General features: G+C 35.2%; 19 protein-coding genes and 1 pseudogene. 18 read left to right on the top strand and 2 right to left on the bottom strand.

The genetic code is table 11. The features are described from left to right. Positions 1-55: 55 nt before the first annotated feature. Complete coding sequence (locus ACFFIX_RS02750; RefSeq protein ID WP_378930372.1) at positions 56-1,450, bottom strand: aminotransferase-like domain-containing protein; 1,395 nt, start codon at positions 1,448-1,450, stop codon at positions 56-58. Between the two features lie 125 nt (positions 1,451-1,575). Here ACFFIX_RS02750 and ACFFIX_RS02745 point away from each other — a divergent pair, with 125 nt between their 5' ends. From ACFFIX_RS02745 to ACFFIX_RS02685, 13 genes and pseudogenes are all read left to right on the top strand, one after another. Next, positions 1,576-2,508: a DMT family transporter gene (locus ACFFIX_RS02745; RefSeq protein ID WP_378930240.1), complete on the top strand. Its 933-nt coding sequence runs from the start codon at positions 1,576-1,578 to the stop codon at positions 2,506-2,508. Between the two features lie 44 nt (positions 2,509-2,552). Next, entirely contained in the window at positions 2,553-2,744 is a 192-nt protein-coding gene (locus ACFFIX_RS02740) for a hypothetical protein (protein ID WP_378930238.1), read from the top strand. Between the two features lie 79 nt (positions 2,745-2,823). Continuing rightward, a pseudogene (locus tag ACFFIX_RS02735) lies at positions 2,824-2,922 on the top strand (SAM-dependent methyltransferase); the annotation flags it as partial. A gap of 144 nt (positions 2,923-3,066) precedes the next feature. Then, positions 3,067-4,140 (top strand): GntR family transcriptional regulator, encoded by a 1,074-nt coding sequence (locus ACFFIX_RS02730; protein WP_378930236.1) that lies wholly within the window; start codon positions 3,067-3,069, stop codon positions 4,138-4,140. Positions 4,141-4,418: 278 nt separating this feature from the next. Then, on the top strand, positions 4,419-6,176 hold the full coding sequence (locus tag ACFFIX_RS02725; protein WP_378930234.1) for a glycoside hydrolase family 2 protein: 1,758 nt from the start codon (positions 4,419-4,421) through the stop codon (positions 6,174-6,176). Between the two features lie 26 nt (positions 6,177-6,202). Continuing rightward, positions 6,203-7,999, top strand: coding sequence for a glycoside hydrolase family 2 protein (locus ACFFIX_RS02720; protein WP_378930232.1), 1,797 nt, complete (start codon positions 6,203-6,205; stop codon positions 7,997-7,999). Between the two features lie 286 nt (positions 8,000-8,285). After that, positions 8,286-9,533, top strand: a complete 1,248-nt coding sequence (locus ACFFIX_RS02715) for an extracellular solute-binding protein (protein WP_378930227.1) — start codon at positions 8,286-8,288, stop codon at positions 9,531-9,533. A 127-nt stretch (positions 9,534-9,660) separates the two neighbouring features. Further along, a complete protein-coding gene (locus ACFFIX_RS02710) occupies positions 9,661-10,596 on the top strand; it encodes a carbohydrate ABC transporter permease (RefSeq protein WP_378930225.1) in 936 nt (311 codons plus the stop codon). A 13-nt stretch (positions 10,597-10,609) separates the two neighbouring features. Next, entirely contained in the window at positions 10,610-11,446 is an 837-nt protein-coding gene (locus ACFFIX_RS02705) for a carbohydrate ABC transporter permease (RefSeq protein WP_378930223.1), read from the top strand. 70 nt (positions 11,447-11,516) lie between these two features. Continuing rightward, entirely contained in the window at positions 11,517-11,942 is a 426-nt protein-coding gene (locus ACFFIX_RS02700) for a hypothetical protein (RefSeq protein ID WP_378930221.1), read from the top strand. 326 nt (positions 11,943-12,268) lie between these two features. Further along, positions 12,269-16,399 (top strand): carbohydrate-binding protein, encoded by a 4,131-nt coding sequence (locus tag ACFFIX_RS02695; RefSeq protein WP_378930370.1) that lies wholly within the window; start codon positions 12,269-12,271, stop codon positions 16,397-16,399. Between the two features lie 205 nt (positions 16,400-16,604). Next, on the top strand, positions 16,605-17,606 hold the full coding sequence (locus ACFFIX_RS02690; protein WP_378930219.1) for a glycoside hydrolase family 43 protein: 1,002 nt from the start codon (positions 16,605-16,607) through the stop codon (positions 17,604-17,606). Positions 17,607-17,722: 116 nt separating this feature from the next. Continuing rightward, positions 17,723-18,751 (top strand): aldose epimerase family protein, encoded by a 1,029-nt coding sequence (locus ACFFIX_RS02685; RefSeq protein ID WP_378930217.1) that lies wholly within the window; start codon positions 17,723-17,725, stop codon positions 18,749-18,751. Positions 18,752-19,439: 688 nt separating this feature from the next. Here ACFFIX_RS02685 and ACFFIX_RS02680 read toward each other — a convergent pair. Next, positions 19,440-19,613, bottom strand: coding sequence for a hypothetical protein (locus ACFFIX_RS02680; protein WP_378930215.1), 174 nt, complete (start codon positions 19,611-19,613; stop codon positions 19,440-19,442). A 183-nt stretch (positions 19,614-19,796) separates the two neighbouring features. Between ACFFIX_RS02680 and ACFFIX_RS02675 the strand changes: the two genes are divergently transcribed. The 5 genes from ACFFIX_RS02675 (at position 19,797) to ACFFIX_RS02655 (ending at position 25,637) form a co-directional block, all read left to right on the top strand. Further along, positions 19,797-20,732, top strand: a complete 936-nt coding sequence (locus ACFFIX_RS02675) for an SDR family oxidoreductase (protein WP_378930213.1) — start codon at positions 19,797-19,799, stop codon at positions 20,730-20,732. Between the two features lie 260 nt (positions 20,733-20,992). Beyond that, entirely contained in the window at positions 20,993-21,982 is a 990-nt protein-coding gene (locus tag ACFFIX_RS02670; protein WP_378930211.1) for a LacI family DNA-binding transcriptional regulator, read from the top strand. A gap of 126 nt (positions 21,983-22,108) precedes the next feature. After that, on the top strand, positions 22,109-23,077 hold the full coding sequence (locus tag ACFFIX_RS02665) for a substrate-binding domain-containing protein (RefSeq protein WP_378930209.1): 969 nt from the start codon (positions 22,109-22,111) through the stop codon (positions 23,075-23,077). 78 nt (positions 23,078-23,155) lie between these two features. Then, entirely contained in the window at positions 23,156-24,670 is a 1,515-nt protein-coding gene (locus tag ACFFIX_RS02660) for a sugar ABC transporter ATP-binding protein (protein ID WP_378930207.1), read from the top strand. Continuing rightward, positions 24,663-25,637 carry an ABC transporter permease gene (locus tag ACFFIX_RS02655; protein WP_378930205.1) on the top strand — a complete coding sequence of 325 codons (975 nt, stop codon included), beginning with the start codon at positions 24,663-24,665 and terminating at the stop codon, positions 25,635-25,637. The genes ACFFIX_RS02660 and ACFFIX_RS02655 overlap by 8 nt, the downstream gene beginning before the upstream one ends. The last annotated feature ends 10 nt before the right edge of the window (positions 25,638-25,647 follow it).

Below are 25,647 nucleotides of genomic sequence, written 5' to 3'. Positions count from 1 at the left end.
GAAAGTATTTACACTAATACTATTTGAGTGTTCTATCGGTTGTTAGAATCCCCTATTAATACAGGGAGTGTGCCACATCAATAAACCGTTTTAACCCAACACTTAGTTGTTTTTCATTAGCATAGGAATAGCTTAAACGAATCCATGATGATCGTTGTTTTAATGGATCACAAACCTGACCTGGCACAAAGGATATAGACTGCTCGATGCTTTTTGTTAATAATAATTCAGTTGAGATTTTTTCAGGGAGCTGTACCCACAAATTTAGGCCGCCTTTTGGGCTGGTCCATTTCCAGTCTGTTACAGCAAGTTCATCTTCCATGATTTCTTTACGAATTTCTAGGGCGATGCGAAGTTTCTCCAAGTGTTGCTGGAGTCTAAGTGATGAAAAGTAATGGAGAAAAATCTTTTGATTGAGAAGTGGTGAGCCATTATCTGTTAAAGATTTCACTGTTATAAGTGAATTCATTAGTGATGATTGACAAATTACAGTCGCAATTCTCAAACCAGGTGAAATATATTTTGAAAAACTCCGGATATAAATGACAGAGCCTGCAGAATCGTATGTGTAAATTGGAGGTGGAGGGTCTTGATCAAAATAAATATCATGATAGGCGTCATCCTCAATTAAAAGACACCGATTTTGCTCAGCTAATTCTACTAATTGTTTGCGCTGCTTGATTGGAACCGTATAGCCGGTAGGGTTATGGAATGTTGGATTGAGATAAAAAAGACGAGGTTTATATTGTTTCATATAGTGCTCTACCTGTTCTAAATCGTACCCGTATGGGTGAATATCTACCGTTACAATATGTGCTCCTTGAGCTCTAAAAATATCAATTGCAGCACTATAGCTTGGTCGTTCAAATAAAACGGTGTCTCTCGGTTTAATGAAAGCTTGAGAGATTAAGTGTATAGCTTGCTGTGAGCCAGAAGTGATTAGCAAGTCATTTGCACTAAGGTGAGTTTTGTAGTGGTTAATAAAGTATTGAGTTAATCGTTCACGAAGCTCTAAATCACCTTGCACAGTTGAGTAGGTTGCAAGCACTTTTGGATAAAGATCAAACACTTTTTTTACGTAATCTGAAAAGTAGTGATTAGGCAACAGGTTTGGATCGAGTAATGCCTGAGAGAAATGATAGGTAACTGGTGCTTGATGAATTTCAGATAAATGGTTTTTTTGAACGTAAGCCGATACAATTGGATTGTCAGGATATTCAAGACTTTTCGTCATATTTGACTGAACATAATAGCCGGATTTGTCCTTTGAATAAACTTTGTCATGCTGTTTCAACAATTGATAAGCCTTTAAAACTGTTAATCGATGAACATTCATTTCAGCTGCTAATTGCCGGATGGAGGGAAGTTTATCTTGCTCTTTCCATTCATTACGCTGAATTCGGTTTAATACATAATCATAAACTTGCTTGAAAAGGTAATCATCTTTCATCGCGTTGCTCACTTCAATCCCCCCTGTTAAAACGATTTTAACACGAGTCTTTCCATTCTGTTCTACCTTTTTTAAACTGTTCTATCTCCTTCCTTTTATGATTGAGAAGAAAAGGAGGAGTACACTTGGTTGTTGTTAATTATTTACTCATGTGTTTGATTTTTGGAACGACATTTCTTGCGATAAAAATTGGTGTTGATGCAGGAGTCCCTCCGTTTTTTTCAGCAGGACTTCGGTTTTTTATTGCAGGTTTGCTGCTGTTTTCTTTCATGGTATGGAGAAGAAAAACGACGATAACACTTTTTTTTTGGAAAGAGATGTTTTTTACAGGTATAGGCTTAACCTTTGGAACTTTTGCCACATTGTACTGGGCAGAACAGTATGTGACCTCAGGGATTGCAGCTATTTTATCTGCAACAGGTCCGATGATGATTATGTTGATTCAGACTTTTGTATTGAAGCAAAGGGGAAGTCGAACAGCTATCATTGGTTGTGTTGTAGGGGTCATTGGTGTGACGTTGCTAATTTTACCTAGTTTTTCAATCGTGATTAATCCCTACTGGATGATTGGTTGTATTGCCATTATTATCGGAGAAGTTTTTTACGCATCTGGGACAATTTATACGAAGCATGTTATTCAAACATTTCAAACAGTCTCACCAATTGCATTAAATGCAGCACAAATGATGCATGGTGGAATTTTATTATTAATCCTATCATTTTTTACTGAGAACATTGAGTTTGAGTCTATTATTACCAAAAGTTCAATTGGCTCCCTTATTTATTTGATTATTTTCGGCTCAATGGTGGGGCATAGTCTATACTATTGGCTTGTCACAAAGACGAATCCTGTATTTCCGTCTACCTGGCTTTACATTTCACCATTAATTGCGGTTGTACTAGGAGTGATCTACTATCATGAATATTTTTCATGGTTAACAGGGATTGGTGCTCTAACAATTATTGTGGGAACTCTTTTAGTCAATTTCGAAACTTTACGAGGTTTGCTAAGGGGAAAGAGTTCTCACATTCAGGATGTGGAAAAATTAGCTGAATAGACTCGATTAGAAATACAAAAGCTATAAAAAAGGAGTTGTGCACTATGGAAGAAAATAATAAAACGAATTACTTAACACCGGTAACTAATAAAAAACAATTTACCATTCAAACGGACGGTACTTCACCAAATCAAAAAAGCATTCCGGGAGATTCAGTTGATGAACATAAAAATTTAGAAGTAGCAAATGCGATTATAAGTGGCGATGAAATAAAACAGCAGAATGAGAATCTTTAGATCAACGGAATAATAACAAAGCAAAAGGAGTTGCTAAGGCAACTCCTTTTTCCTAGCAACAAACTCAAGGTTGGGTTGATATGCTTTTGTGTATGACTCAGGGTGTTTTCATCATAATCCTCCACATAGAAGAATTGATTACATAAACTTGGTACAAAAGGCACTAAAAACAAGCGGTTAGAGCCCTTACATAAAAGCTCTATACTTGTCTTACTAAATATTTTCTTTTAACTATTTATAGAAATATATAATAACACTTAGTATAATAAGTATATGTTATGTTATTAATTGTTAAGGGTGAGCGAAAATTAAAAACGAACCATTGTATCAGCAGATAAAAAATAAAATAAAAGAACAAATTCAAACAGGGAAATTACGTGTGGGAGATCGTGTGCCCTCTGAAAAAGAATTAACCGAGCAATTTCATGTTAGCCAAATTACCACTAAAAATGCTTTAGGAGGTCTTGCTGAAGAGGGAATTGTTGTAAGGAAAAAGGGGAAAGGCACGTTTGTATGTGAGAGTAACCTAACGAATACAAACGGTGTGAAACTAGCTAAACTTAAAGGGCTGATTGGTTTAATTCTTCCTAGTATGAAGACGAAAATTGAACAGGAATTTGTTAATCATATTGAAAAATATGTATCTAAAAATGGGTTTAACTTATTGATAAAAATAACGAGGGAATCACAATTTGAAGAGGCAGATGCTATTGAGATGTTTCGAAAAATAGGTGTCGTGGGAATGATCATTTTTCCTACAGAAAAAGAAACATATAACGAAGCAGTTCTTAGACTAACTTTAGAAAAATTCCCATTTGTTTTAATTGATAGGTATATGAATAATATAAGAACCTATAGTGTATCTTCTGAAAATGAAAAAGGAACCTATGAGGCAATTTCTTATTTACTAGATAAAGGTCACAAAGATATTGGACTTGTTACACCAATCATAACGAACACAGTAACTGAAGAACGACTCCGTGGTTTTGAAGATGCATTTTCGAAGCGAAATATAACTATTAATAAAAATTTAAGGTCTGTATTGAATTTTAGAGATATATCAGAATATGAAACACCAGTAATAATTAAGGATTTCATAGAGTCTAAACAAGAAATTACTGCAGTTTTTACAATGAATGCAGAACTAGCGATGTATACAAATCTAGCAATAAGAGAAATTAGGAAAAAGACTGCACGTAACATAGAACTTGTTTCTTTTGATTTTTCCGGAATAACGGGTGTGTCATATGTTCAACAAAACATTAATGAATGTAGTAAACAAACAGTGAGATTAATAAAAGAACAAATAGAAAGTGAATATGACCCGAAAAGAATATTTGTGCCAGTAAAATTAATTATAAAAGCAGATGAGGAAAGTTTAGAAGTAGTAAATTGATATCTTGAATTTGATAATATCCCTATGCATGAGACAGGAAATTCCTGTCAGATACATGGGTTTTTTTATTTTAAGAAATTTGTACTCTTCTATTTAATGTAAATAAAAGAACCGCTAATCACTTAATATAAAAAGTATAATTTATACTAAATTTAGTATACTATTTCAGGTTTGTTTATTGTAAAATTCAGAATGTAAGCACTTTCTTTTAATGAATCTATCTGAAATTAAATAAGTACCTAATATTTTAATAAAGTTAGACAAAGGAGACATATGAAATGAAAAGTATAAAAATCCCAAGAAGCGAATATCCACGCCCGCAATTTGAAAGAGCAGAGTGGATGAATCTAAACGGTGAGTGGAATTTCAAATTTGATAAAGAAGCTAAAGGTGAAAAGGAACAATGGTACAAAGAAACAAATTTTGATAAAAAAATAGTTGTTCCTTTCACATATGAAACAAAATTAAGTGGAATTGGAGAGGAAACATTCTGTCCGAATATATGGTACCAAAGATCCATAACAATACCTAGTGAGTATGAAGATAAAGACGTCGTACTTCATTTTCAAGCAGCTGATTACATAACAAAGTTATGGGTGAACGGAATATTTGTTGGTGAGCATAAAGGAGGTCAGATTGCATTCTCTTTTAATATTACTGATTATACAAAAAAATCTGATTCCCTAAACATTGTGGTAAAGATTGAAGATAGCCAGAGCTGTTTTCAACCACGTGGAAAACAAAGGTGGTTAGATAGTAGTTATGAATGCTGGTATGTCCAAACAACTGGGATTTGGCAAACTGTATGGCTTGAGTTTTTAAATGAAGTAAATGTTCAAGCTGTTAAAATAACGCCTGATATTGATACCGAATCAGTTGAATTTACCTATGAAGTTTCAGGGGATATTAATCAACCATTAGTCATAAGAACTTCGATAACTTTTGAAGGGCAGCCGATAAAAGCATTTGATCTAACAGTTAACCGCCCAAATCATACAATCAAGACGAATATTGCAAGTGAGTTTCACCATTGGAGAGTTGTCCAATGGAGTCCTCAAGCACCTAATTTGTATGATGTAGAATTTACTTTATACAGGGATGGAAAGGCTATAGATAAAGTACAGTCATACTTTGGTATGAGAAAGATTTCTGTAGAAAACGGTAATGTACTACTTAACAATATTCCTCTATACCAAAAGCTTATTCTGGACCAAGGATATTGGGAAGAGTCACATTTAACCCCACCTACTGATAAAGCAATCATTGATGATATTGAGAAAACATTAGAAATGGGCTTTAACGGGGTTAGAAAACATATGAAGGTTGAAGATCAACGATTCCTTTATTGGGCTGATAAAAAAGGACTCCTCGTTTGGTCTGAAATGGCTGCAACTTACGAGTTTTCTGATGAGGCTGTTCAAAACTTTACAGAAGAGTGGATTGAGGTAGTTAAACAACACTATAACCACCCAAGTATCATTACATGGACCCCATTTAATGAATCTTGGGGTGTGAAAAATATTTATACAGATCGTAAGCAACAAAATTTTACAGAGGGAATTTATCATCTTACAAAAGCAATAGATAGCATGAGACCGGTTATTGTGAACGATGGTTGGGAGCATACAGTATCAGACATTATCACTTTACATGACTATGTAGAATATGGTGATGAATTCTTGACTCGCTATGCAAGTAAAGACAAGGTTGTTAGCAATGATATTGCCTTTAATAATTTTAAACATGCGATGGCACAAGGCTATGAATATAAAGGACAGCCAATCATCATAAGTGAATATGGCGGTATTGCATTTAATTCAGAAAAAGGATGGGGATATGGGAATCAGGTAAAGAGTGAGGAAGATTTCCTACATCGCTATGAATCTATTACTCAAGCAATTAAAGATACTCCATATATAAGCGGATTCTGTTACACACAAATTACAGATGTACAGCAAGAGGTGAATGGACTACTGAATGAAGATAGAACCCCTAAGGTTGAATTAAAGAAGATTAAGGACATTAATTGTAAATAATTGATTGTAACGAAAAGGAGAATTATATGACGTTTCGACAAGAGTATCCTCGCCCACAATTAAAGAGAAAAGACTGGTTAAATTTAAATGGTGAATGGGATTTTGAATTTGATGATTTGAATATAGGATTAGAAGAAAAATGGTTTAAAAAAAACAGAGAGTTCAAACAAAAAATAAATGTTCCTTTTGCATATCAAACAAAACTTAGCGGAATTGACGATCCTACTTTTCACGATTGGGTGTGGTATAGTCGTGAATTCGAAGTTCCAGAGTCGATGAATGGCAAGCAAATCGTATTGCATTTTGGTGCTGTAGACTATCGGGCAATGGTGTACATCAATGAAAAGCTAGTGGGTTCTCATGAAGGTGGTCACACATCCTTTTCATTCGATATATCAAACTATCTACAAGATGGAAAGCAATCACTTGTAGTAAGAGTTGAAGATCCTTCTACAGATGAAACCATTCCTAGAGGAAAGCAATACTGGATTGAAGAATCAGCAGCGATTTGGTATACAAGGACTACTGGTATTTGGCAAACTGTATGGTTGGAAGCAGTGAACAAAACTCATATAAATAAGGTTAGGTTCACACCAGATATAGACAAAGGTGATATTCATATTGATTTTGAAATTTCAGGAGACTATCTAAATAAAGATGTAGAATTTGATATCACCTTTAATGGAGAAAGTGTAGCAAGTGAAACGTTAAAAGTACATGAAGTTTATACGAAACGTTCTATTAATCTCTATAATCAAAAAATTTTTAGAACGGGCTTCCACCATGTCGGATGGAATTGGACACCGGAAAATCCGAATTTATTCGACGTTGTGATTCGTTTAAAAGAAGAAGATAGGCTTATTGATGAAATTAATTCTTATTTTGGTATGAGAAAAATTCATACAGAAAACGGAATGGTTTATTTAAACAACAAACCTTATTATCAAAAATTAGTCCTGGATCAAGGGTATTGGCCGGAAGGCTTGTTAACGGCTCCTACTGATCTAGATTTAAAGAAAGATATCGAATTGTCTAAAGAAATGGGCTTTAATGGTTGTCGAAAACATCAGAAGGTTGAAGATCCTCGCTTTCTTTATTGGGCAGATCAACTAGGGTTCTTAGTATGGGGGGAATGTGCTGCATCTCCATCGTATAGTGAAGACGCTGTTGCCCGTTTAACAAAGGAATGGATTGAGATCATTGATCGTGACTACAATCATCCATGTATTGTGACATGGGTACCCATAAACGAAAGTTGGGGTGTTCCATTAATTTGCAATAATGATCAACAAAAGCACCATTCGTTAGCAATGTATCATTTAATCCATTCACTTGATACAACACGATTAGTTATATCAAATGATGGTTGGGAATTAACGAAGACAGATATCTGTGCAATTCATAACTATAATCATGGACAAAAAGATGAAGTTGAAAAATACAACGCCTTTCGGATTGATCTATCAACTACTGAAGAATTACTATATTCACGACCAAACGGTAAAAGGATTTATACTGAAGGATTCTCACATGAGGGTGAACCTATTCTTTTAACGGAGTTTGGGGGTATTGGCTTTAAAGTAGGGGATGAAAGTGGGTGGGGCTATACATCTGTTACAAATGAAGAAGATTATCTAAGCGATTATGAACGAGTAATGAAAGCAGTATATGAATCTAGTTCATTACATGGTTTCTGTTATACACAATTAACAGATGTAGAACAGGAAATTAACGGTATTTTGACGTATGATCGTAAACCGAAATGTGATTTGAATAAAATAAAGGACATTAATAATAGGTGGCATGCACAAGTTGTAAAGTAAAAACTATTTATATTCTTGTAATTAAAGAAAATTAATAGCAAATTGAATACAGTCGTATGTACCCATTCAGTTATAAACACATTATTCCTTTAGTTAGTAGAAGCAATAAATAAGTGTGTGATCTCTTTTGACTGGAACTCTATTGTTTTTCAGTCAAGGGATTCAAATATAGTAGGATAGTTTTAGAGAGATAGGTAGAAAAATGAAAACGCTTTAACTATTGAGAGGAGGAATTAGAAGTTTAAACGGTTTATGTCAAATAACATTGAAAATCGGGGGTATAAAAATGAAGAAAAAAACAGCTTTAATGTTCTCATTACTATTTATATTCATCTTTGCATTAGCAGGGTGTAGCTCATCAGGTTCATCAAAAAATGAAATTGTCTATTGGAATCCTTTTACAGGGCCAGATGGTGAAAATATGAAGCAAATAGTGGATGCATATAATAAGACAGACCCAGAAATGAAGATTAAAAACGTATCAATTGGTGCGGATGATATGTACACAAAAATCCCGACCGTTGTAAATTCAGGAAAAGGTATTCCTGATTTAACAGTAGTCCATGCTGAAAGAATTAAAATGTTTAAGGAAAATGATATGCTTTCTACTTTTGATGATCAGCTAGATAGTCACCCTGAGATTAAGGCAGGAAATTATGTGCCAGCTGGATGGAATATTGGTGAATTAGATGGAAGTAGATACAGCGTTCCTTTAGATGTACACAGTTTTGTTATGTATTATAATAAAGAACTTGTTGAAAAATATGGTCCAAATGCTCTAGAAGATAATGTCATAACATTTGATGAAATGAGAGAAATGGGTGAATTATCGACTAAAGATGGTATTAAGCCTATGGGTATAACTTGGACTAGACCGATTTTCTTATCTATATACCATCAATTAGGCGGCGACATCACAAACGATGGTGAGACACCAACACTTAATACACCTGAAGCAGTTGAAACGTTAGAATTATTAAAGTCATTTGTAGACGATAAGCTTACACAAAAAGATGGTGAAGATCCAGGTCAGCTATTTAGAACAGGAAAAGCAATCTTCTATCCAGAAGGGATTTGGATGCAGAATAGCTTGAATGAATCTAAAGATTTAAATTGGGGATTAACTAACTTTCCTCAAGTTTCACCTGATAAAATTGTCAACTGGACCTCCTCTCACCAATTCGTTATGTTAAAAAGCGAAGAGAGATCTGAAGAGAAAACAGAAGGCATTATGAAATTTCTTGATTATGTAAGAGAGAATTCTTTACCTTGGGCTGAAGCTGGACAAAATCCAGCAGCATTAGAAACACTGGATGATCCAAAATATCAAGATCTACCACAATCGTTTTTACTTAAAGATCCAGAACTACAAAAATCACTAAAAATCTTTGATTATAAATACAATGGATTTGTAGTTGATGAAATTGATAAGCTTGTTGGTGATGCAATTTTCGGTAAATTAGAAATTGAAAAAGGACTAGAAGCAGCTCAAAAAGCAGTTGAAGATAAAGTGAATACTAAAGCCAAAGAATAATAAACTACTAGTTCGTAAATAGGAGTTTAGCTACCCTGATATAAATGAAACTATGGAGGATTCCTATTATTATGAAAAATAGGAGTTCTCTCTCTATTCGATAAAAAGAGAATAGGAGTTAACTAGTATGAATAATTTAGGTGTGAATAAAAAAGCTAATTTGTCTCCATCGTTAATAAATAGTCCAAGTTCAGGAAAAGGATTTAATATATCTCCCTATATATACATTGGTCCTCATTTAGTGTTGTTTTTAATATTTTTCTTGATGCCCACTTTATATGGTGTTTACATTTCATTTACTAACTGGGATCTAATTAGTGAACCCGAATTTGTAGGGTTAGCCAACTATAAAGAGTTATTATTTAATCAAGAATCTTTATTTTACGATCAACTTCGTACAGGTTTGTTTAATACATTTAAATTTGTACTTTTTACTGTACCTGCTTGTATTGCTGTTCCTTTACTCTTAGCTGCGGGTCTTAATGCGAAACCAAAAGGAATGAAATTTTTCCAGGCATTATTTTATGCGCCAACATTGTTTTCAGTTTCAGCAGTTATGATTATCTTTACGATGCTATTTCATGTTTCATACGGACCAATTAATCATTTTTTTGATACTGATACAAACTGGGTAGCTACTCAGCCTTACGCTTGGTTTACATTAGTTATTGTAACGGTGTGGTGGAGTATAGGAGCGAATATGATCATATACCAGGCTGCACTTAACGGGATATCTAAAGATTTATATGAAGCAGCCTCAATAGATGGAGCAGGAAGTATTCAAAAGTTCTTTAAAATCACTCTTCCAAGCATAAAGGCTCAATTATTATATACAGTAGTTATCACTACAATCGCTCAGTTTAACGTATATGGACAACCGCTAATGTTAACTAAAGGCGGACCAAGTAGTTCTACCTCAGTTTTATTAATGTATATCCAAGAGAATGCATTTGGTTCTGGAATATCTATTGCGGGAATTGCTTCTGCGATGGCTGTTATATTAGGGTTATGTATTATGGTCGTATCTGCAATCCAATTCTTCTTATTAAGACAACGTAATTAGGAGGTGCTTTTCGTTGAATAAAAAACCAGTTACAAAGATTGTTTCGTTACTATTTTTACTTTTTATGGCTTTTATTTGGATCGTTCCATTAGCATATTCATTTTTAACATCATTTAAGGTAGAGGCCGATCTGCAATCAAGTGGTTTTACTATTTTACCAATCCATTGGGTTATCACGAACTACCAGGAAGTTCTATTTAATAATACAAGTGCTCCATTAGCTAAGTGGTTTATGAATTCATTGATTATATCAGTATCACAAACGGTTTTAGTATTAGTCATTGTTTCATTGGCGGGTTATGGATACTCAAGAATGAAATTTAAAGGGAGAGACGCTATATTTGTCTTTTTAATGGCGACAATGATGTTTCCAGCTGTTGTAAACCTTATTCCTTTATATAAGATTATCGATACATTCGGATGGGTAAATAGTTATCTTGCAGCAATTGTTCCAGGTGCTGCTGGGGTGTTCAACATTTTTTTAATTAGACAATTTATGGCGGGTATCCCTAAAGAATTTGATGAATCTGCTAGAGTTGATGGGGCATCTGATTTTCAAATCTTCACCAAATTAATACTACCTCTCATTAGACCTGTACTAACTGTAGTTGCATTATTTACGTTTACTGCGTCGTGGAATGACTTTCTATGGCCATCTATTGTGTTTAATGATATAGAGAAAATGCCAATTACTCCAGGGTTACAGCTAGCCCAAGGGATGTATGTACTTGATATCTCACTTTCATTAACGGTTGCATTAATAGCGATCATTCCAACATTTATTTTGTATCTGTTTACACAAAAGTATTTTATGGAATCTCTTTCTTTATCTTCTGGTGTAAAAGGATAAGGAACAGGCTGTTTCTTCATTATTATTTTGAAGAAACACGATGTTTCTTAAGTTAAGGAGGTGTCTTATTGTGAATAGAAAGCTTGAAAGAAGACTAATAACAATCGGTTCTATATGGCAAATGGGTTCAGGTCTCCTTACTATTTTCTTCTATGCTTCTCTAATAAAGAAAGAAGGGTTAAGATCAACAGAAAACACATTTGCAAAATTAGAAGCTACACAATCAATCTTTGGTAGTTTATATATGTTTACTGTAACATTTGGTATGTTATTTGTTGTTATGGGAGTAGTTAACTTATATTTAGCAAAAACTTTAAAGGATGATGAGGTAGAATATAAAAAACCAATTTGGTTTATCTTGTTGGGATTAGTTACTTATTTCCTAATGGATATTGTAGGATCTTTGATGTTTCTATCATCTGGAATATTAGCATTAGCTAAAAACAAATCGATTTCAAAGATGGGGAATTATCATACACAAATTTCTTTGAAATAGACCTTATAAGGAAACTAATGAAGTAGTACAAGTCAGGGTACCTATTCGTTAGCACTCTGATTTCTATATCCATTTTCAATAGTTTGCTTTTGCTGTAAATGTGAAAAATAAATACTATGAATAAACTAAAGACCTAATATAGTATTAAATTTAGTATACTAATAAACTATTATTAAATGTTAACGTTTACATAAATAGAAGGAGGTAATGAAAAGTTTGATGAAATTTGTATGTTATAGAAGTAAGTAGAAAATTTCACAATTGTAAAATGGGATTTTTATCGGTTTCATTAGTAGTACGTATTATAGCTATATGAAAAGGAGAGGATTTTCCTGAAAAAGTTTGTATCAATTATTATAATTGTTTGCTTTATACTTTCTGTTCCTTACTCATCTTTTGCTTATAGTAACCCATTAAAGTTAACTGATTCTTGGAAATGGGATGGTGGAGCCTTTTACGGTGAAGGCGATCCTTATATTTTAAATCATAATGGAACCTATTATCTTTATGTTAGTACAGTAGATGATAAGAGTGGAGTAAAAGTATGGTTGTCAGAGGATTTGGTTAATTGGGATTATGGAGGTATTGTTACTGAGGAACCGACCACGAAAGCTGCTTATGCACCAGAGGTAGTTTATTGGAATGGAGAATTTTACATGTACACATCCCCAGGTGGGAATGGACATTATGTGTATAAAAGCTCTAGCCCTCTTGGACCATTTGTCAAACAAACGACCAATTTAGGAATGGGTATTGACGGGCATGTTTTCATTGATGATGATGGCAAATGGTATTTTTATAGTACAGGATCTAATAGAATTGATGCACGGCCAATGACTAATCCGTATACATTCGGAAAAGTGTCAGATACTGGAGCCGAAATGAGTGGTTGGACTGAGGGTGCAACGGTCATTAAAAGAAATAATAAGTATCATATGACGTATACTGGAAATCACGTCTGGAACAAAGCGTATCGAGTTGATTATGCAAGTAGTGATTCTCCAATTTCAGGTTTCTCTAATATTCTAGAACAAAACCCTATCTTAATTAATACAGAAGGATCAAATGTAGGATTAGGTCATAATTCAATCGTACGTGGACCAGATCTTGACTCTGAGTATATGGTTTATCATAGTCATGCAAATCCTGGTCGTAGGATGAACATGGATCGTATTGCTTGGAATGGAGATAAGATGCTAGTTCTTGGGCCAACCACTTCTTCACAGCCTAACCCCGATTTACCCGTCTTCAGTGATCGCTTTAATCGATCATCGATTGGAGAGGATTGGGCGAAAATAAATGGAGGAAATTGGAGTATTTCTCCTGACAAGCCTGATTGGCTGCAACAAGAAAAAATTGGCGATACGACCTGGTACCGACAAATAACTACAGATACCACTGAATCAGAATATACAGCGGAATTCAATATGAAAAAAATCGAACAAGGTACTAGTAGTAATCCTCGATTAGGTGTGGTTTTCTCATATACGGATGAAGATAACTATGGAGTTGCAGTATTGAGTCCAAAAAATAATCAACTTGAAACATCATTCCGAGTAGATGGAGTTGATCAAGCGTGGGAGACGTCAGATCTTCCGGATGGTTATGACTTTTCTAAATTACATCAAATTAGAGTTGAGAAATCAGACACAACATTTAAGATTTTTGTTGATGGTATGCTAAAGCAAACCCGCGAAGTTAATCATATTAACGGTGGAAAAATAGGGTACACTACCTCAGATGTCCATGCGGAATTTAGTTATACTGCTTTTAGTAATAAAGTAGATGGAAGTAATGTATTTGATGCATTTAAACCTTTGCCAGGTAAAATCGAAGCAGTCCATTATAATACTGGTGGTGAAGGTGTTGGTTATCATGACAAGACAAATGATAACAACGGTAAACAATATAGGCATGACGATGTAGATATTAAAATAAATCCTGAAGGTGGATTCAATATTGGATCTAATGAACAGGGAGAATGGCTTAAATACAATGTGAATATAGAAGAAAATGGATTGTACAACGTAGATTTAAGAGTAGCGTCATCAACCGAAGACTCACAAGTGAGACTATGGTTAGATGATTCTAAAGATTTGACAGGGGTAGTAAATATTCCTCATACAGAAACTAAGGAAACATTTTCTCTTGAAGAGCTCGATCTACCCAAAGGTAAGCACACAATTAAGGTTGAAGTAGTAAAAGGAGAATTCGATTTTTCTAGTATGAAATTTCAAAAGAATAAAGAAGTTGATGTTCTTTTTGATAATTTTAATGACAGTGATTCTAATAATTGGAATGAAATTGAAGGGCATTGGACAGTTGATACAGACGAGCCTAGTACATTTGATGCGTACAAGCTTATTCCTGGTTCAATAGATGCTGCCTATTATATTACTGGTGGAGAAGGAGTAGCCTATCATGAAACAACACTTGAAAATATAGGTGGAGTATTAAGAGGAGATTCAGTTGATATACGTAATAAGCCCCAAGGTGGCACAGCTGTTGGCTGGAACCAGACAGGAGAATGGTTTAAGTACAATGTTTCTGTAAAAGAAACAGGTATGTATAATGTTCAGCTTGATGCGGCAACAACCTTTAATGATGCAAAAGTAAGGTTATGGTTAGATGACGATACAGATTTGACTGGCATAATGGATGTACCTAACACTGGTGATTGGAATAATTGGCAACCTGTTGGTAAGAGAGGGGTCACCTTACCAGAAGGAAATCACACAATCAAAGTGGAAATCGTAGAAGGAGAATTTGACTTTTCTAGGATACGATTTAATTCTTTTGATATTCATAAACCTTTGCCTGGAATTATAGAAGCTGAAGATTATAATCTTGGCGGCGAAGGAGTTGCTTATCACGATAAAACTGAAGAAAACATTGGAGGGAAATATCGAGATGATTCAGTAGATATTCGTTCTAATCCAGAAGGTGGCTTTGCCGTTGGCTGGAATGAGACTGGAGAATGGATAAAGTATGATGTAGATATTCTTAAAGAGGGTAAATACGGTCTTGATATGGTTGTTTCATCCATACAAGAAGGTTCCAAAGTAAAAGTCATCTTAGATGATGAGATTGATTTAACAGGCGATATCGACATTCTGAATACTGGAGATTTAAATAATTGGCAAAATGTTTCATTACAGGATATTTCACTACCTGCTGGAAAACATACAATAAAAGTGGAAGTCGTTCAAGGAGATTTTGATTTATCAAGACTTATGTTTCACACTTTTGATCAACATAAGAAACTACCAAGTAAAATAATGGCAGTAGATTATATTACCGGTGGTGAAGGTGTTGCTTACCACGACAACTCAGTCGAAAACATTGGAGGCGAGTATCGGCTAGACAACGTGGATGTTAGAGTAAATCCGGAATATGGTTATAATGTTGGTTGGAACCAAGCAGGAGAATGGTTAAAGTATAATGTTGATATAGAGAATAGTGACAATTATAAATTAGATATAAAAGTCGCAACCGATTTAGAAGGAAGCCAAATTAGATTATGGCTTGATGATAAGGTAGATCTTACAGGTATTATTGATGTTCCGCGAACAGGTGGTTGGGATAACTGGTCTAGTGTTATAAAGAATAATATCTCTCTTCCTGCTGGAAAGCATACAATTAAAGTAGAAATGGTAAAAGGAGAATTTGACTTTTATAGTCTCGATTTCTCATTAGACAGTGAAGAAGAAAAGCCTGATATAGAAGGAGAATACAGTTCAAGTGCAGGAACGTTTGCAAAATCTGTCATTGGCGATCAAGAGTGGAAAGACTACATTGTGGAAGCAGATATCAACGCTGGTGCTGGAACAGGAGACAGTGGGTTAATCTTTAGAGTGAATAATCCAGCTAATGGTATAGAACTTGGTCAAAATAATCCTGATTTTATGCAAGGGTATGTTGCTTATATGAATAAGGATGGCGTTCACTTAGGGAAATTTAATTATAATTGGACATATCTAAAGGGTGCAGAAATAACGGATCCATTAAATACATGGCAGCATATGAAAGTGGTTGTGAATGGAACAAACATAAAAGTATTTGTTGGAGATATGAATACTCCAAAGATAGATTATACAGACAGCAGTAATACGGCAATTACTCAAGGAAAAGTAGGGTTTAGATCTCACTATAATCATACGGAATATGATAATTTCCTCGTTAGACCGTTTGTACCAAGTCATGCATCTATACAGCAATTACTAGATATGTATAGAGAATCTGGTGACGTTGGTCACAGTGTTTATAAAAAATTGAATAATAAATTAAAACAGTCCAACCATCACATGGACAAAGGAAAGCTAGATCAATCAGCAAAACATCTTACTGATTTTATGAAATTTCTTAAAAAGGAAAGAGAAGACAATTTGTCTAAAAATGCAAAAGAAATATTGTCTGCTGATAGTGAAAGATTATTAAGTGTTTTAGAGAAACGATAAACAGTAAATTATAATAGGTATCTAAAAAATAGGTGGAACATAAGTGTCTACCTATTTTTTGTCCATATTTCCTACTAATATCACACTCTTGTAGTTTTTTATTAATATTTGTCAAAATTGAGATGAAAAAGAATGAGGTTGAGTAGGAATTTAAATAGTTTTTCGATTTTTTTCATTACTTAGAACAAACATGGAGGTATGAATAATGGAAACAACAATGAATACCGTAGATACTGAGAGAAAAGAAGCTGTGTTTATGAACCCAATACTTGAAAGCGGTCCCGATCCTTATATTCATAAGCATACAGATGGAAACTATTATTTCACGATTACCAAGTCTGATCGTATTGTTCTTTGGAAAAGTTCAACGATAACGGGAGTTGCGACAGCAAATAAAAGAACAATATGGACTCCTCCTACAGAAGGTCCATATAGTCGTAATATTTGGGCCCCGGAAATACATGATATTGATGGAAAATGGTTCATTTATTTTACTGCCAACGATGGTGGAGGAGATGACACTCGTCGTATATATGTGCTGGAAAATTCTTCACCAGACCCATTGGTAGGTGAATGGATTTTTAAGGGTGCTGTGAATACTGAACTTCCTGGATTAGATGGAACAGTACTTCAACATAAAAATGAGTTGTATTTTCTTTATTCAGGATATGGACATTTTCCTGATTACGGATCAGCACTTTATATAGCAAAAATGGAAAATCCGTGGACGCTTACAGGAGAAAACGTATTAATATCTGCCCCAACAGATGAATGGGAGAAAAAAGGTGGAATGGCAATTAATGAGGGACCTATTTTTCTAAAGAGAAATGGAAAACTTTTTCTGATTTTTTCTGCAAGTGCAACATGGTCAGATGATTATTGTTTAGGAATGCTAACAGCAAGTGGCACAGATAATTTAATGAATCCTATTTCTTGGGTAAAGCATCCGGGACCAGTTTTTTCAAAGAACGAAAAGAACCGTGTATTTTCCCCAGGTCATAACAGCTTTACCCAATCTCCAGATGAAACGGAGGATTGGATCGTCTACCACGCATTTTCGTTTTCCGAGACTGAAGGAAATCATAAATTGGGACATCTTCGCAATCCTAGGATTCAAAAAATCCATTGGAATCAAGATGGAATACCGAATTTTGGAACACCACTACCAGCTTATACACCGATGCTCAAACCTTCTGGTGAAGTGTAATACCTTGAAGAAGTAATATGCAGTACATGCAGATTCAAAAGTAGCAAGATTGAGAGCTTGAGTGAACAGGATGAGAAAAGAATATCAATATAAGATTAGATAGGATGTGGGTAATTTTGAAAACAATTCAGAAACAAAAAATTGGAGTTATCAATGGTAAAGAGGTGTCCCGATTTACTCTAGATAATGGATATATAAAATTCTCTGCTCTAAATTATGGGTGCGTGATTACAGAAATTAACACGCCAAATCGTTATGGAGCTTTTGAAAATGTGGTGCTGGGGTTCGGGGATGATCTCGAAAAATATCAAACAGATTCTCCTTACTTCGGTTCAATTGTGGGTCGTTGTGCTGGACGAATTAGTAAGTCTTCTTTTGAATTGGGCGGGAAAACGTATGTATTACCCGCAAATGAGAGGCACAACCATTTGCATGGTGGCCCACTAGGTTTTAGTGAAGTTGTGTGGAATGGAGATGTGATTGATGAAGCAATCGTTTTTACATACCACAGCAAAGCGATGGAGATGGGTTATCCAGGAAATGTAGATGTAACAGTAAGTTATCGTTTAATAAAAAACGAGTTAATTGCTGAATATGAAGCAACAGTTGATGAAAGAACACCAATTAACATGACAAATCATAGCTACTTTAATTTATCTGGAAACGCAAAGGAAACCGTTCATAACCATAAACTGACTGTACCGAGTAAACGGGTGTTAGAACTAAATAAAGAATCTTTGCCGACAGGTGAGTTTATTGATGTTGATGGAACAGTATTTGACCTTCAAGCTGGGCGATACTTAAATGAAGCATTTGAATCAACTGAAGAACAAATTCAAATCGTTGAACAGGGGTTTGATCATCCATTTGAGCTTGAAGAAGGTTTAATTCGCCTAGAAGATGAGAAGAGTGGGAGAATTTTAACAATTGAGACGAGCCAACCAGCAGTTGTTGTTTATACTGGTAATCAGCTTGTGGAAGGACAGTTTGAAGTAAATGGTTGTCCAGTAAAACGCTATCATGGGGTTTGTCTTGAGACACAAGGATTACCGGATGCAGTAAATCATGAAGAATTTCCTTCTTGCATAGTCGTGCCTGAGAAGTCTTATTTTTCAAAAACTACCTATCGATTTGATACCATGTAATCTTATTCGAGATTTTAATAGATTAGCTTATATCTAGGTTACAGCTGTTTGATTAAAAATAAGACAAGGCTTGTTTAAATACAAATTGGAGATGTTTTTAAAAAATGAATTTACTAACAGAAAGTACCGTAACGATTGTTGCATTTCTTAAAGTTGGTAATTCAAACATTATAAAATAAGGAGGTAATCCCTATAAAAAAATGTGAGCATCAATTACAGACGACAGTTAAACAGCTAGGAGGCCCCACTTTGATTATGTGTAAAGAATGTAATAAAATTCTTAAGGTAGCTAAAGGATAGTATTAAAATGCAATTTGTATAAAAAATCAAGAATGTTATTGCATAGCACCTTCAGAATGAAAATCTATAGAGATTAGTATTTTTGGTTTACTTAAGGTGTAATTATATAAATGAAATCCCTAGGAAATTAAGGAGTTGTTTTTAGCAACCCCTTTTTCCTAAGGATTTTTTGTGTTCGATTTAAGAAGGGAATCTTATTGTGAAAGAAGAAAATAACAAAGAGACAAGAATTATGAATAGGCCGTTAGAACTGTAATAGTTCAAGTCCGTTTCTTCCAAATCAACTAAGGTTGCCAATACTTCAATAAAACGCAGAAAAGGACCTGGAATTGGCCCTTTTCTTTTTGTTCATTCTAAACAACTCTACTCAGCACAAAAAACAGGAATGCTAAATAACCGGATAATACTGCTCATATCTTGGATTATAGTAATATGGTGGTCTAGGACCTATTTTAGGCATTTGCCAAGTAGTAGGATTATCATTGTAAAGCATCTCTACTTTTTCATTTGAATGATCAATTAACAATAACTTTACTTCAGGACTATATTCATAGTCTTGCACAGCGAAACCTCCTTAACATTCTTCCTCTCACCTTATTCAATTGTCTAAAGAACTGAGCCCGTACTGAAGGGAATTACCATCAATTAATCGTTGTAACTCAATTATCAATCACAAGAAACATTCACTTTATGGGAACTTCGACATAAAGTAACCTGAATATTGTTTTTTCTAGGAGGGTGTACCATGTCTCGAGATACTAATAATCAAAATAAACCAACCGAGCAAGACTATCCGATGTATCCTAATTACGGAAAAATAACACGATACGAGGATGTACCTGTCACTGTTCCGGAACAACGTCAGCTTCGCCAGCCTGGTTTAGAAAGATTGATGGTTCCGCGGCCAATCATTGAAAATCCGAACTATATAGGGAGCGGAAAACTAACAGGAAAAGTCGCACTCATTACAGGAGGAGACAGTGGAATTGGTGCAGCAGTAGCCATCGCTTTTGCAAAGGAAGGCGCGGATATTGCCATTTCCTATCTAGATGAACACGAGGATGCGGAGCGAACAGAAAGAAGAATTGAAGAACTCGGACAACGCTGTTTATTAATGCCAGGTGATTTAAGAATCAAGCAGCAATGCATTGACATTGTAGAAAAAACGATCGAAACATTCGGGAAACTCGATATTCTTTGTAACCACGTTGGTATTCAGTTTCAGCAATTAAGTTTGCTTGATATCACCGATGAACAATTCGATGATACCTTTAAGGTGAATATCTATTCACATTTCTACACAACCCGAGCAGCACTTCCATACTTAAAAGCTGGCAGTTCCATCATTAATACAGCTTCAGTTGTGACGTATGTTGGAAATAAGCAATTGATTGATTACACAGCAACAAAAGGGGCTAACGTCGGATTCACACGAGCTTTGGCTAACAATGTAATAAAGGATGGAATCCGAGTTAACGCTGTTGCTCCGGGTAGAGTGTGGACACCACTTATTCCGTCGAGCTTCTCTGCAGATCAAGTCCCATTGGTCGATAATCCGATGGAGCGGCAAGGCCAACCATTTGAACTTGCTCCAACCTTTGTTTATCTGGCTTCAGACGATTCACGATATGTAACGGGACAAACGCTTCATGTTAATGGGGGCGAATGGACGTCGTCTTAAAAAAAACTAGTGATCTTAAGTAAGTGTAAAATATTCCCCAGCTATAAACGGGCTGGGGAATTAGTATGATAATATAATTATCAGAATACACTGTTATGTAATCCATTACATTAATCAAATTATATAAATTAAACGATTAAATCAATCGTTTAATTTGAAGAAAATTATGTATTGACAGATATTTCAGGCTATATTATTATAAAAATGTAATCGTTTTCATTAAAAACTGCAGTTAAGTTAAAGAAGGTAGGACACACGAGATGGCAAATATCCAACAAGTTGCTAAACAAGCGGGAGTTTCTGTAGCAACAGTATCTAGGGTATTAAACGGGCAAAATACAGTAGCCTCAAAAACAAGAATTAAAGTAGAAGATGCAATAAAAAAATTAAGTTATGAACCTAGTATGCTGGGTAGAAACTTAAGGAATTCAGAAAGTAGGATTCTATTAGTATTAATTCCAACGATTTCAAACCCCTTCTATTTAGAAATAATCAAAGGGATTGAAAATGTAGCGATCAGTCAAAATTACAATATCCTTTTATGTGAAACGGATTCGAATCCTGAAAGGGAGAATATATATTTTGATTTAGTTAGGACTAAGATGGTGGATGGAATTATTTCGATGGACCCTGCTGTCAATGTAGAAACATTAATAAAACTAGCAGAAAAGCATTCAATCATTCAGTGTAGTGAATATGCAATCGATAGCGGTATTCCATACGTAACCATCGATAACGAAGAAGCTTCTTACCTCGCAGTCAAACATTTGATTAAAATTGGTCACGAAAAAATTGCTTTGATTAATTCGGATGAGAAATATTTATACGCGAGACAACGTAGAATTGGTTATCAAAGGGCATTAGAAGAACAGGGTATACTAGTAAACAATGACTATATCATCCACACCCAACATCTAGGGTTTGAGAATGGCAAGCAGGCAATGAAAAAAATATTGAATCTTGAGGACCGGCCGACAGCGGTATTTGCTGTATCTGATCTATTAGCAATAGGAGCATTAAAGGAAATAAGTACTAATGGATTACACGTTCCTAATGATATTGCAGTAGTAGGTTTTGATAAAATTGATTTTTCCAATATGACAAATCCGACTTTAACAACAATCGCTCAGCCAATGTATAAAATGGGAACAATTGCTGCGAAAATGTTGATCAGTCAGATAAAAGGTGAAGAGGTTGAAAGTATTATTTTAGATCATGAATTGGTTATACGCGGGTCCACTTTAGGGTAATTAAACACCTGAGGTCAGCGCTCTATGTTTAAACCGTTTTAATCCTAGAGCGCTGACCTTAGATGTAAATGTAATCGATTACATATAGGGAGAGCTTTTGAACAAAAAACTAAGGGGTGAATTATTTTGAAGAAATTTCTAGTTTTATGTTTGTCTTTGGTGACAGTATTTGGTTTGGTAGCTTGTAGTGAAGAGGGAAGTAGTAGTGATGGTGGAACAAAAGATTCTGCGCTTAAAATTGGTATTTCTTTGCCTTCTGCAACACATGGTTGGATGGGTGCGCTTATTGAAAGTGCTGAAAATCAAGCAAAGGCACTTAAAGAAAGTGATGGTATTGAGTATGTGATGACCAATGCCACTGATCCAAACAAGCAAGCAAACGATGTAGATGATTTGATCGCTCAAGATGTGGATGTTATTGTTATGCTTCCAATCGAGTCAGCAGCGCTAACTCCTGTTGGACAAAAAGTTAAAGACGCTGGTATTCCATTAGTAATTGTTGACCGTGAATTAGAAAATGATGCGGCTACTGTCGTTGTAAAAGGTGACAATGAAGGCATCGGAGTCAATGCTGGAAAATACTTCATTGAGCAGTTAGAAGGAAAAGGAAAAGTTGTGGAAATTACAGGACCACCAAGTTCCGTAACTGAGCAACGTGGTGCAGGGTTTAAAGCAGCGATGGAAGCAGAAGAAGGAATTGAAGTAATCGCTTCACAAAGTGGGGATTTCTCAACTGAAAAATCATTAGAAGTTATGCAAAACATATTACAAGCACATTCTCAGATTGACGCTGTTTTCACACAAGATGATGGAATGGCTTTAGGTGTAATCCAAGCAATTAAAGAATCAGGTCGAACAGATATTAAATTCGTAACGGGTGCTGGTGGCGGCAAGGCTGTATTTGACAATATCAAAGAAGACGGGATCATTTCAGCAACATTCTTATACTCACCAACTATGGTTGAAGATGCAGTGGAAATTGCAGCAGAAATCGCACAAGGTGAAGATCCAGAAGAATCAGTAGTGGTAAAAGAAGCAACTCAAGTTACAAAAGAGAACGTTGAAGACCACTACGATCCAGATTCTAAATTTTAAATAAAATATTAGGAAATACAATGGTGTCGAAAACAGTTATTGTATTTCCTCTTTTCCTATAAAGGAGGGGGTAAAGACATGTCCACGAATCCTTTCATGACAATGAACAACATTGAAAAATCGTTTAACGGTGTGCCTGTATTAAAAGGTGTTACTTTGCAGGTTGATCATGGCGAAATTCATGCATTGCTAGGTGAAAATGGTGCCGGAAAGTCCACGTTAATGAACATTTTAGGTGGCGTTCATCAACCGGATAATGGGTCAATTCACATCAATGGTAAAGTTGTGAAAATGACCAATCCAAGAATATCACAGGAGCATGGGATAAGCTTTATACATCAAGAACTCAATGTGGTTCCTGATCTCAGAGTCTATGAAAATATGTTTTTAGGTTCAGAGCTTCGAAATACAATTGGTTTTTTAAAAGTAGAAGAGATGTGTAACAAAACAAGTGAAATTTTAGCTAAGCTTGGTGTCGACATCAATCCAAAAGAATATGTTCGAAATCTAGATACCTCATATAAACAATTGATCGAAATTTCAAAGGCGTTACTACGCAAATCCACACTTATTATTATGGACGAACCAACATCATCGTTAGCTGAACATGAAGTTGATCGTTTATTCGAATTAATGAATTCCCTAAAGAAATCAGGTGTTTCAATCATTTATATCTCCCATAAACTGAAGGAGATCAAGGAAATTTGTGATTGTTATACCGTGTTACGTGACGGAGAAGTTGTTGGGACTGGCAGTATCAAAAATGAAAGCCTAGACACAATCACCAAGCTAATGGTGGGGAAATCAATTTCTGAAGAACGGTTCGTACAAAAGCATGAGTTTGGCCCTGTATTATTAGAAGTGAACAATTTAACAAGTCAGGGGTTTTTTAAAAACATTAATTTCACCGTTAAAAAAGGTGAAGTTTTAGGCTTTACTGGCTTAGCTGGTGACGGTAGAACAGAGCTTTTTGAGAGCTTATTTGGTTATCGAAACAAGTACAATGGTGAGATAAAAATTAATGACAAGATAGTTAAAATAGATCATCCAAGTAAAGCTGTAAAAGCTGGAGTGGGACTCGTTCCAAAGGATCGAAAAGAGAATGCGATCATTAAAGATTTAAGCGTCATTCATAATATGAGCTTATCTTCCATGGGACATTTTGAAAAGTCTGGCTTTATCCAAGAAAAGGCGGAAAAACAGAAATTCAACTATTATAAGGAAAAACTTAACATTAAAGTACACAACCCCCGTATTACAATCGACAAGTTAAGTGGTGGAAATCAACAAAAAGTGATTATTGCAAAATGGCTTGAAGTGAATACCGATATCATTATTTTTGATAATCCAACACAGGGAATAGATGTTGGCGCCAAACAAGAGATTTATCAGCATATTGTCTCATTAACTGAACAAGGAAAAGCTGTGATTATCTTATCCTCAGAGGCTTCAGAGGTACTAAAGATTTGTCATAACATCAATGTGATGTATCAAGGAGAAATAACAGCCCGATTTAGGGCAGAGGAAGCAACGGAGGATAAAATTATGAGTTATGCAACTGGCTCAAAAAGGGAGGCCGATAAAATTGGCTAATACAGAATTAAAAGAATACAATCAACAAACTTCAACTACAAAAAGTCGCCTCGCTTGGCTATGGTCAGAATATAGCGTCATTATTGCATTCTTAATTATTTTTATCGCAGCTTCAATTATGAGTCCTAGATTTCTAGATATCAATAACCAACTTAATATCTTAATGCAAGTTTCGATTATAGGGATTGTTGCCTTAGGTATGACAGTAGTTATGATTTCAGGTGGTATCGATTTATCGGTTGGTTCAGTTCTCGTATTAGTTGGTGTCATGACGGTTCTAGCCTTAAATGCTTCAGGTAGCATTCTAGTAGCAATTTTAACTGCATTATTAGTAGGTTCATTTGCTGGACTCTTAAATGGGTTAATGGTCGCAAAGGGTAGGATCGCTTCATTTATTGCCACGTTAGGGATGATGGCCGCGGCGCGTTCCATCGCGTTATATATTGCGGAAGGTGGAAGCGTTTCAGGAGAAGTATCCGGATTCACGGCCATTGCAAACAGTGATTTATGGTTGATTGATTATCCGATCATTATTTTCTTAATTATGACGGCACTTGTTTATTTGTTAATGCATAAAACGAGATTTGGTCGATATGTATATGCGCTTGGAAGTAATGAAAAAGCTGCTCTATTATCAGCGATTCGAGTAGATCGCGTAAAGCTTGGAGTATATAGCTTAGCAGGGTTGTTAGTAAGTGTTGCAGCAATTATTGAAACATCTCGCCTGAATTCTATTTCGTCTTCTAGTTCAGGGGTGCAATATGAATTAGATGCTATCGCTGCAGTAATCATTGGTGGTACAAGAATGACTGGGGGTAAAGGTAAGATTATCGGTACACTTTTTGGAGTGCTTATTTTAGGTATTCTGAATAACATGATGAACTTAATGAATGTTTCTCCACACCTACAAGGATTTGTAAAAGGATTAATTATCATCGTGGCAGTTGTATTCCAAAAGAGAGAGTAGGGGGAGATCA

Origin of the sequence: Metabacillus herbersteinensis (assembly GCF_042433335.1) — a bacterium.
GTDB classification, from domain to species: Bacteria; Bacillota; Bacilli; order Bacillales; family Bacillaceae; genus Metabacillus; species Metabacillus herbersteinensis.
This window is presented reverse-complemented; position numbering and strand designations above follow the sequence as displayed.

Coding starts and splice junctions, on each gene's coding strand:
- ACFFIX_RS02715 (WP_378930227.1), top strand. CDS start 8,286: ATGAAGAAAAAAACAGCTTTAATGTTCTCATTACTATTTATATTCATC.
- ACFFIX_RS02675 (WP_378930213.1), top strand. CDS start 19,797: ATGTCTCGAGATACTAATAATCAAAATAAACCAACCGAGCAAGACTAT.
- ACFFIX_RS02660 (WP_378930207.1), top strand. CDS start 23,156: ATGTCCACGAATCCTTTCATGACAATGAACAACATTGAAAAATCGTTT.
- ACFFIX_RS02750 (WP_378930372.1), bottom strand. CDS start 1,450: ATGAAAGATGATTACCTTTTCAAGCAAGTTTATGATTATGTATTAAAC.
- ACFFIX_RS02720 (WP_378930232.1), top strand. CDS start 6,203: ATGACGTTTCGACAAGAGTATCCTCGCCCACAATTAAAGAGAAAAGAC.
- ACFFIX_RS02670 (WP_378930211.1), top strand. CDS start 20,993: ATGGCAAATATCCAACAAGTTGCTAAACAAGCGGGAGTTTCTGTAGCA.
- ACFFIX_RS02725 (WP_378930234.1), top strand. CDS start 4,419: ATGAAAAGTATAAAAATCCCAAGAAGCGAATATCCACGCCCGCAATTT.
- ACFFIX_RS02690 (WP_378930219.1), top strand. CDS start 16,605: ATGGAAACAACAATGAATACCGTAGATACTGAGAGAAAAGAAGCTGTG.
- ACFFIX_RS02710 (WP_378930225.1), top strand. CDS start 9,661: ATGAATAATTTAGGTGTGAATAAAAAAGCTAATTTGTCTCCATCGTTA.
- ACFFIX_RS02740 (WP_378930238.1), top strand. CDS start 2,553: ATGGAAGAAAATAATAAAACGAATTACTTAACACCGGTAACTAATAAA.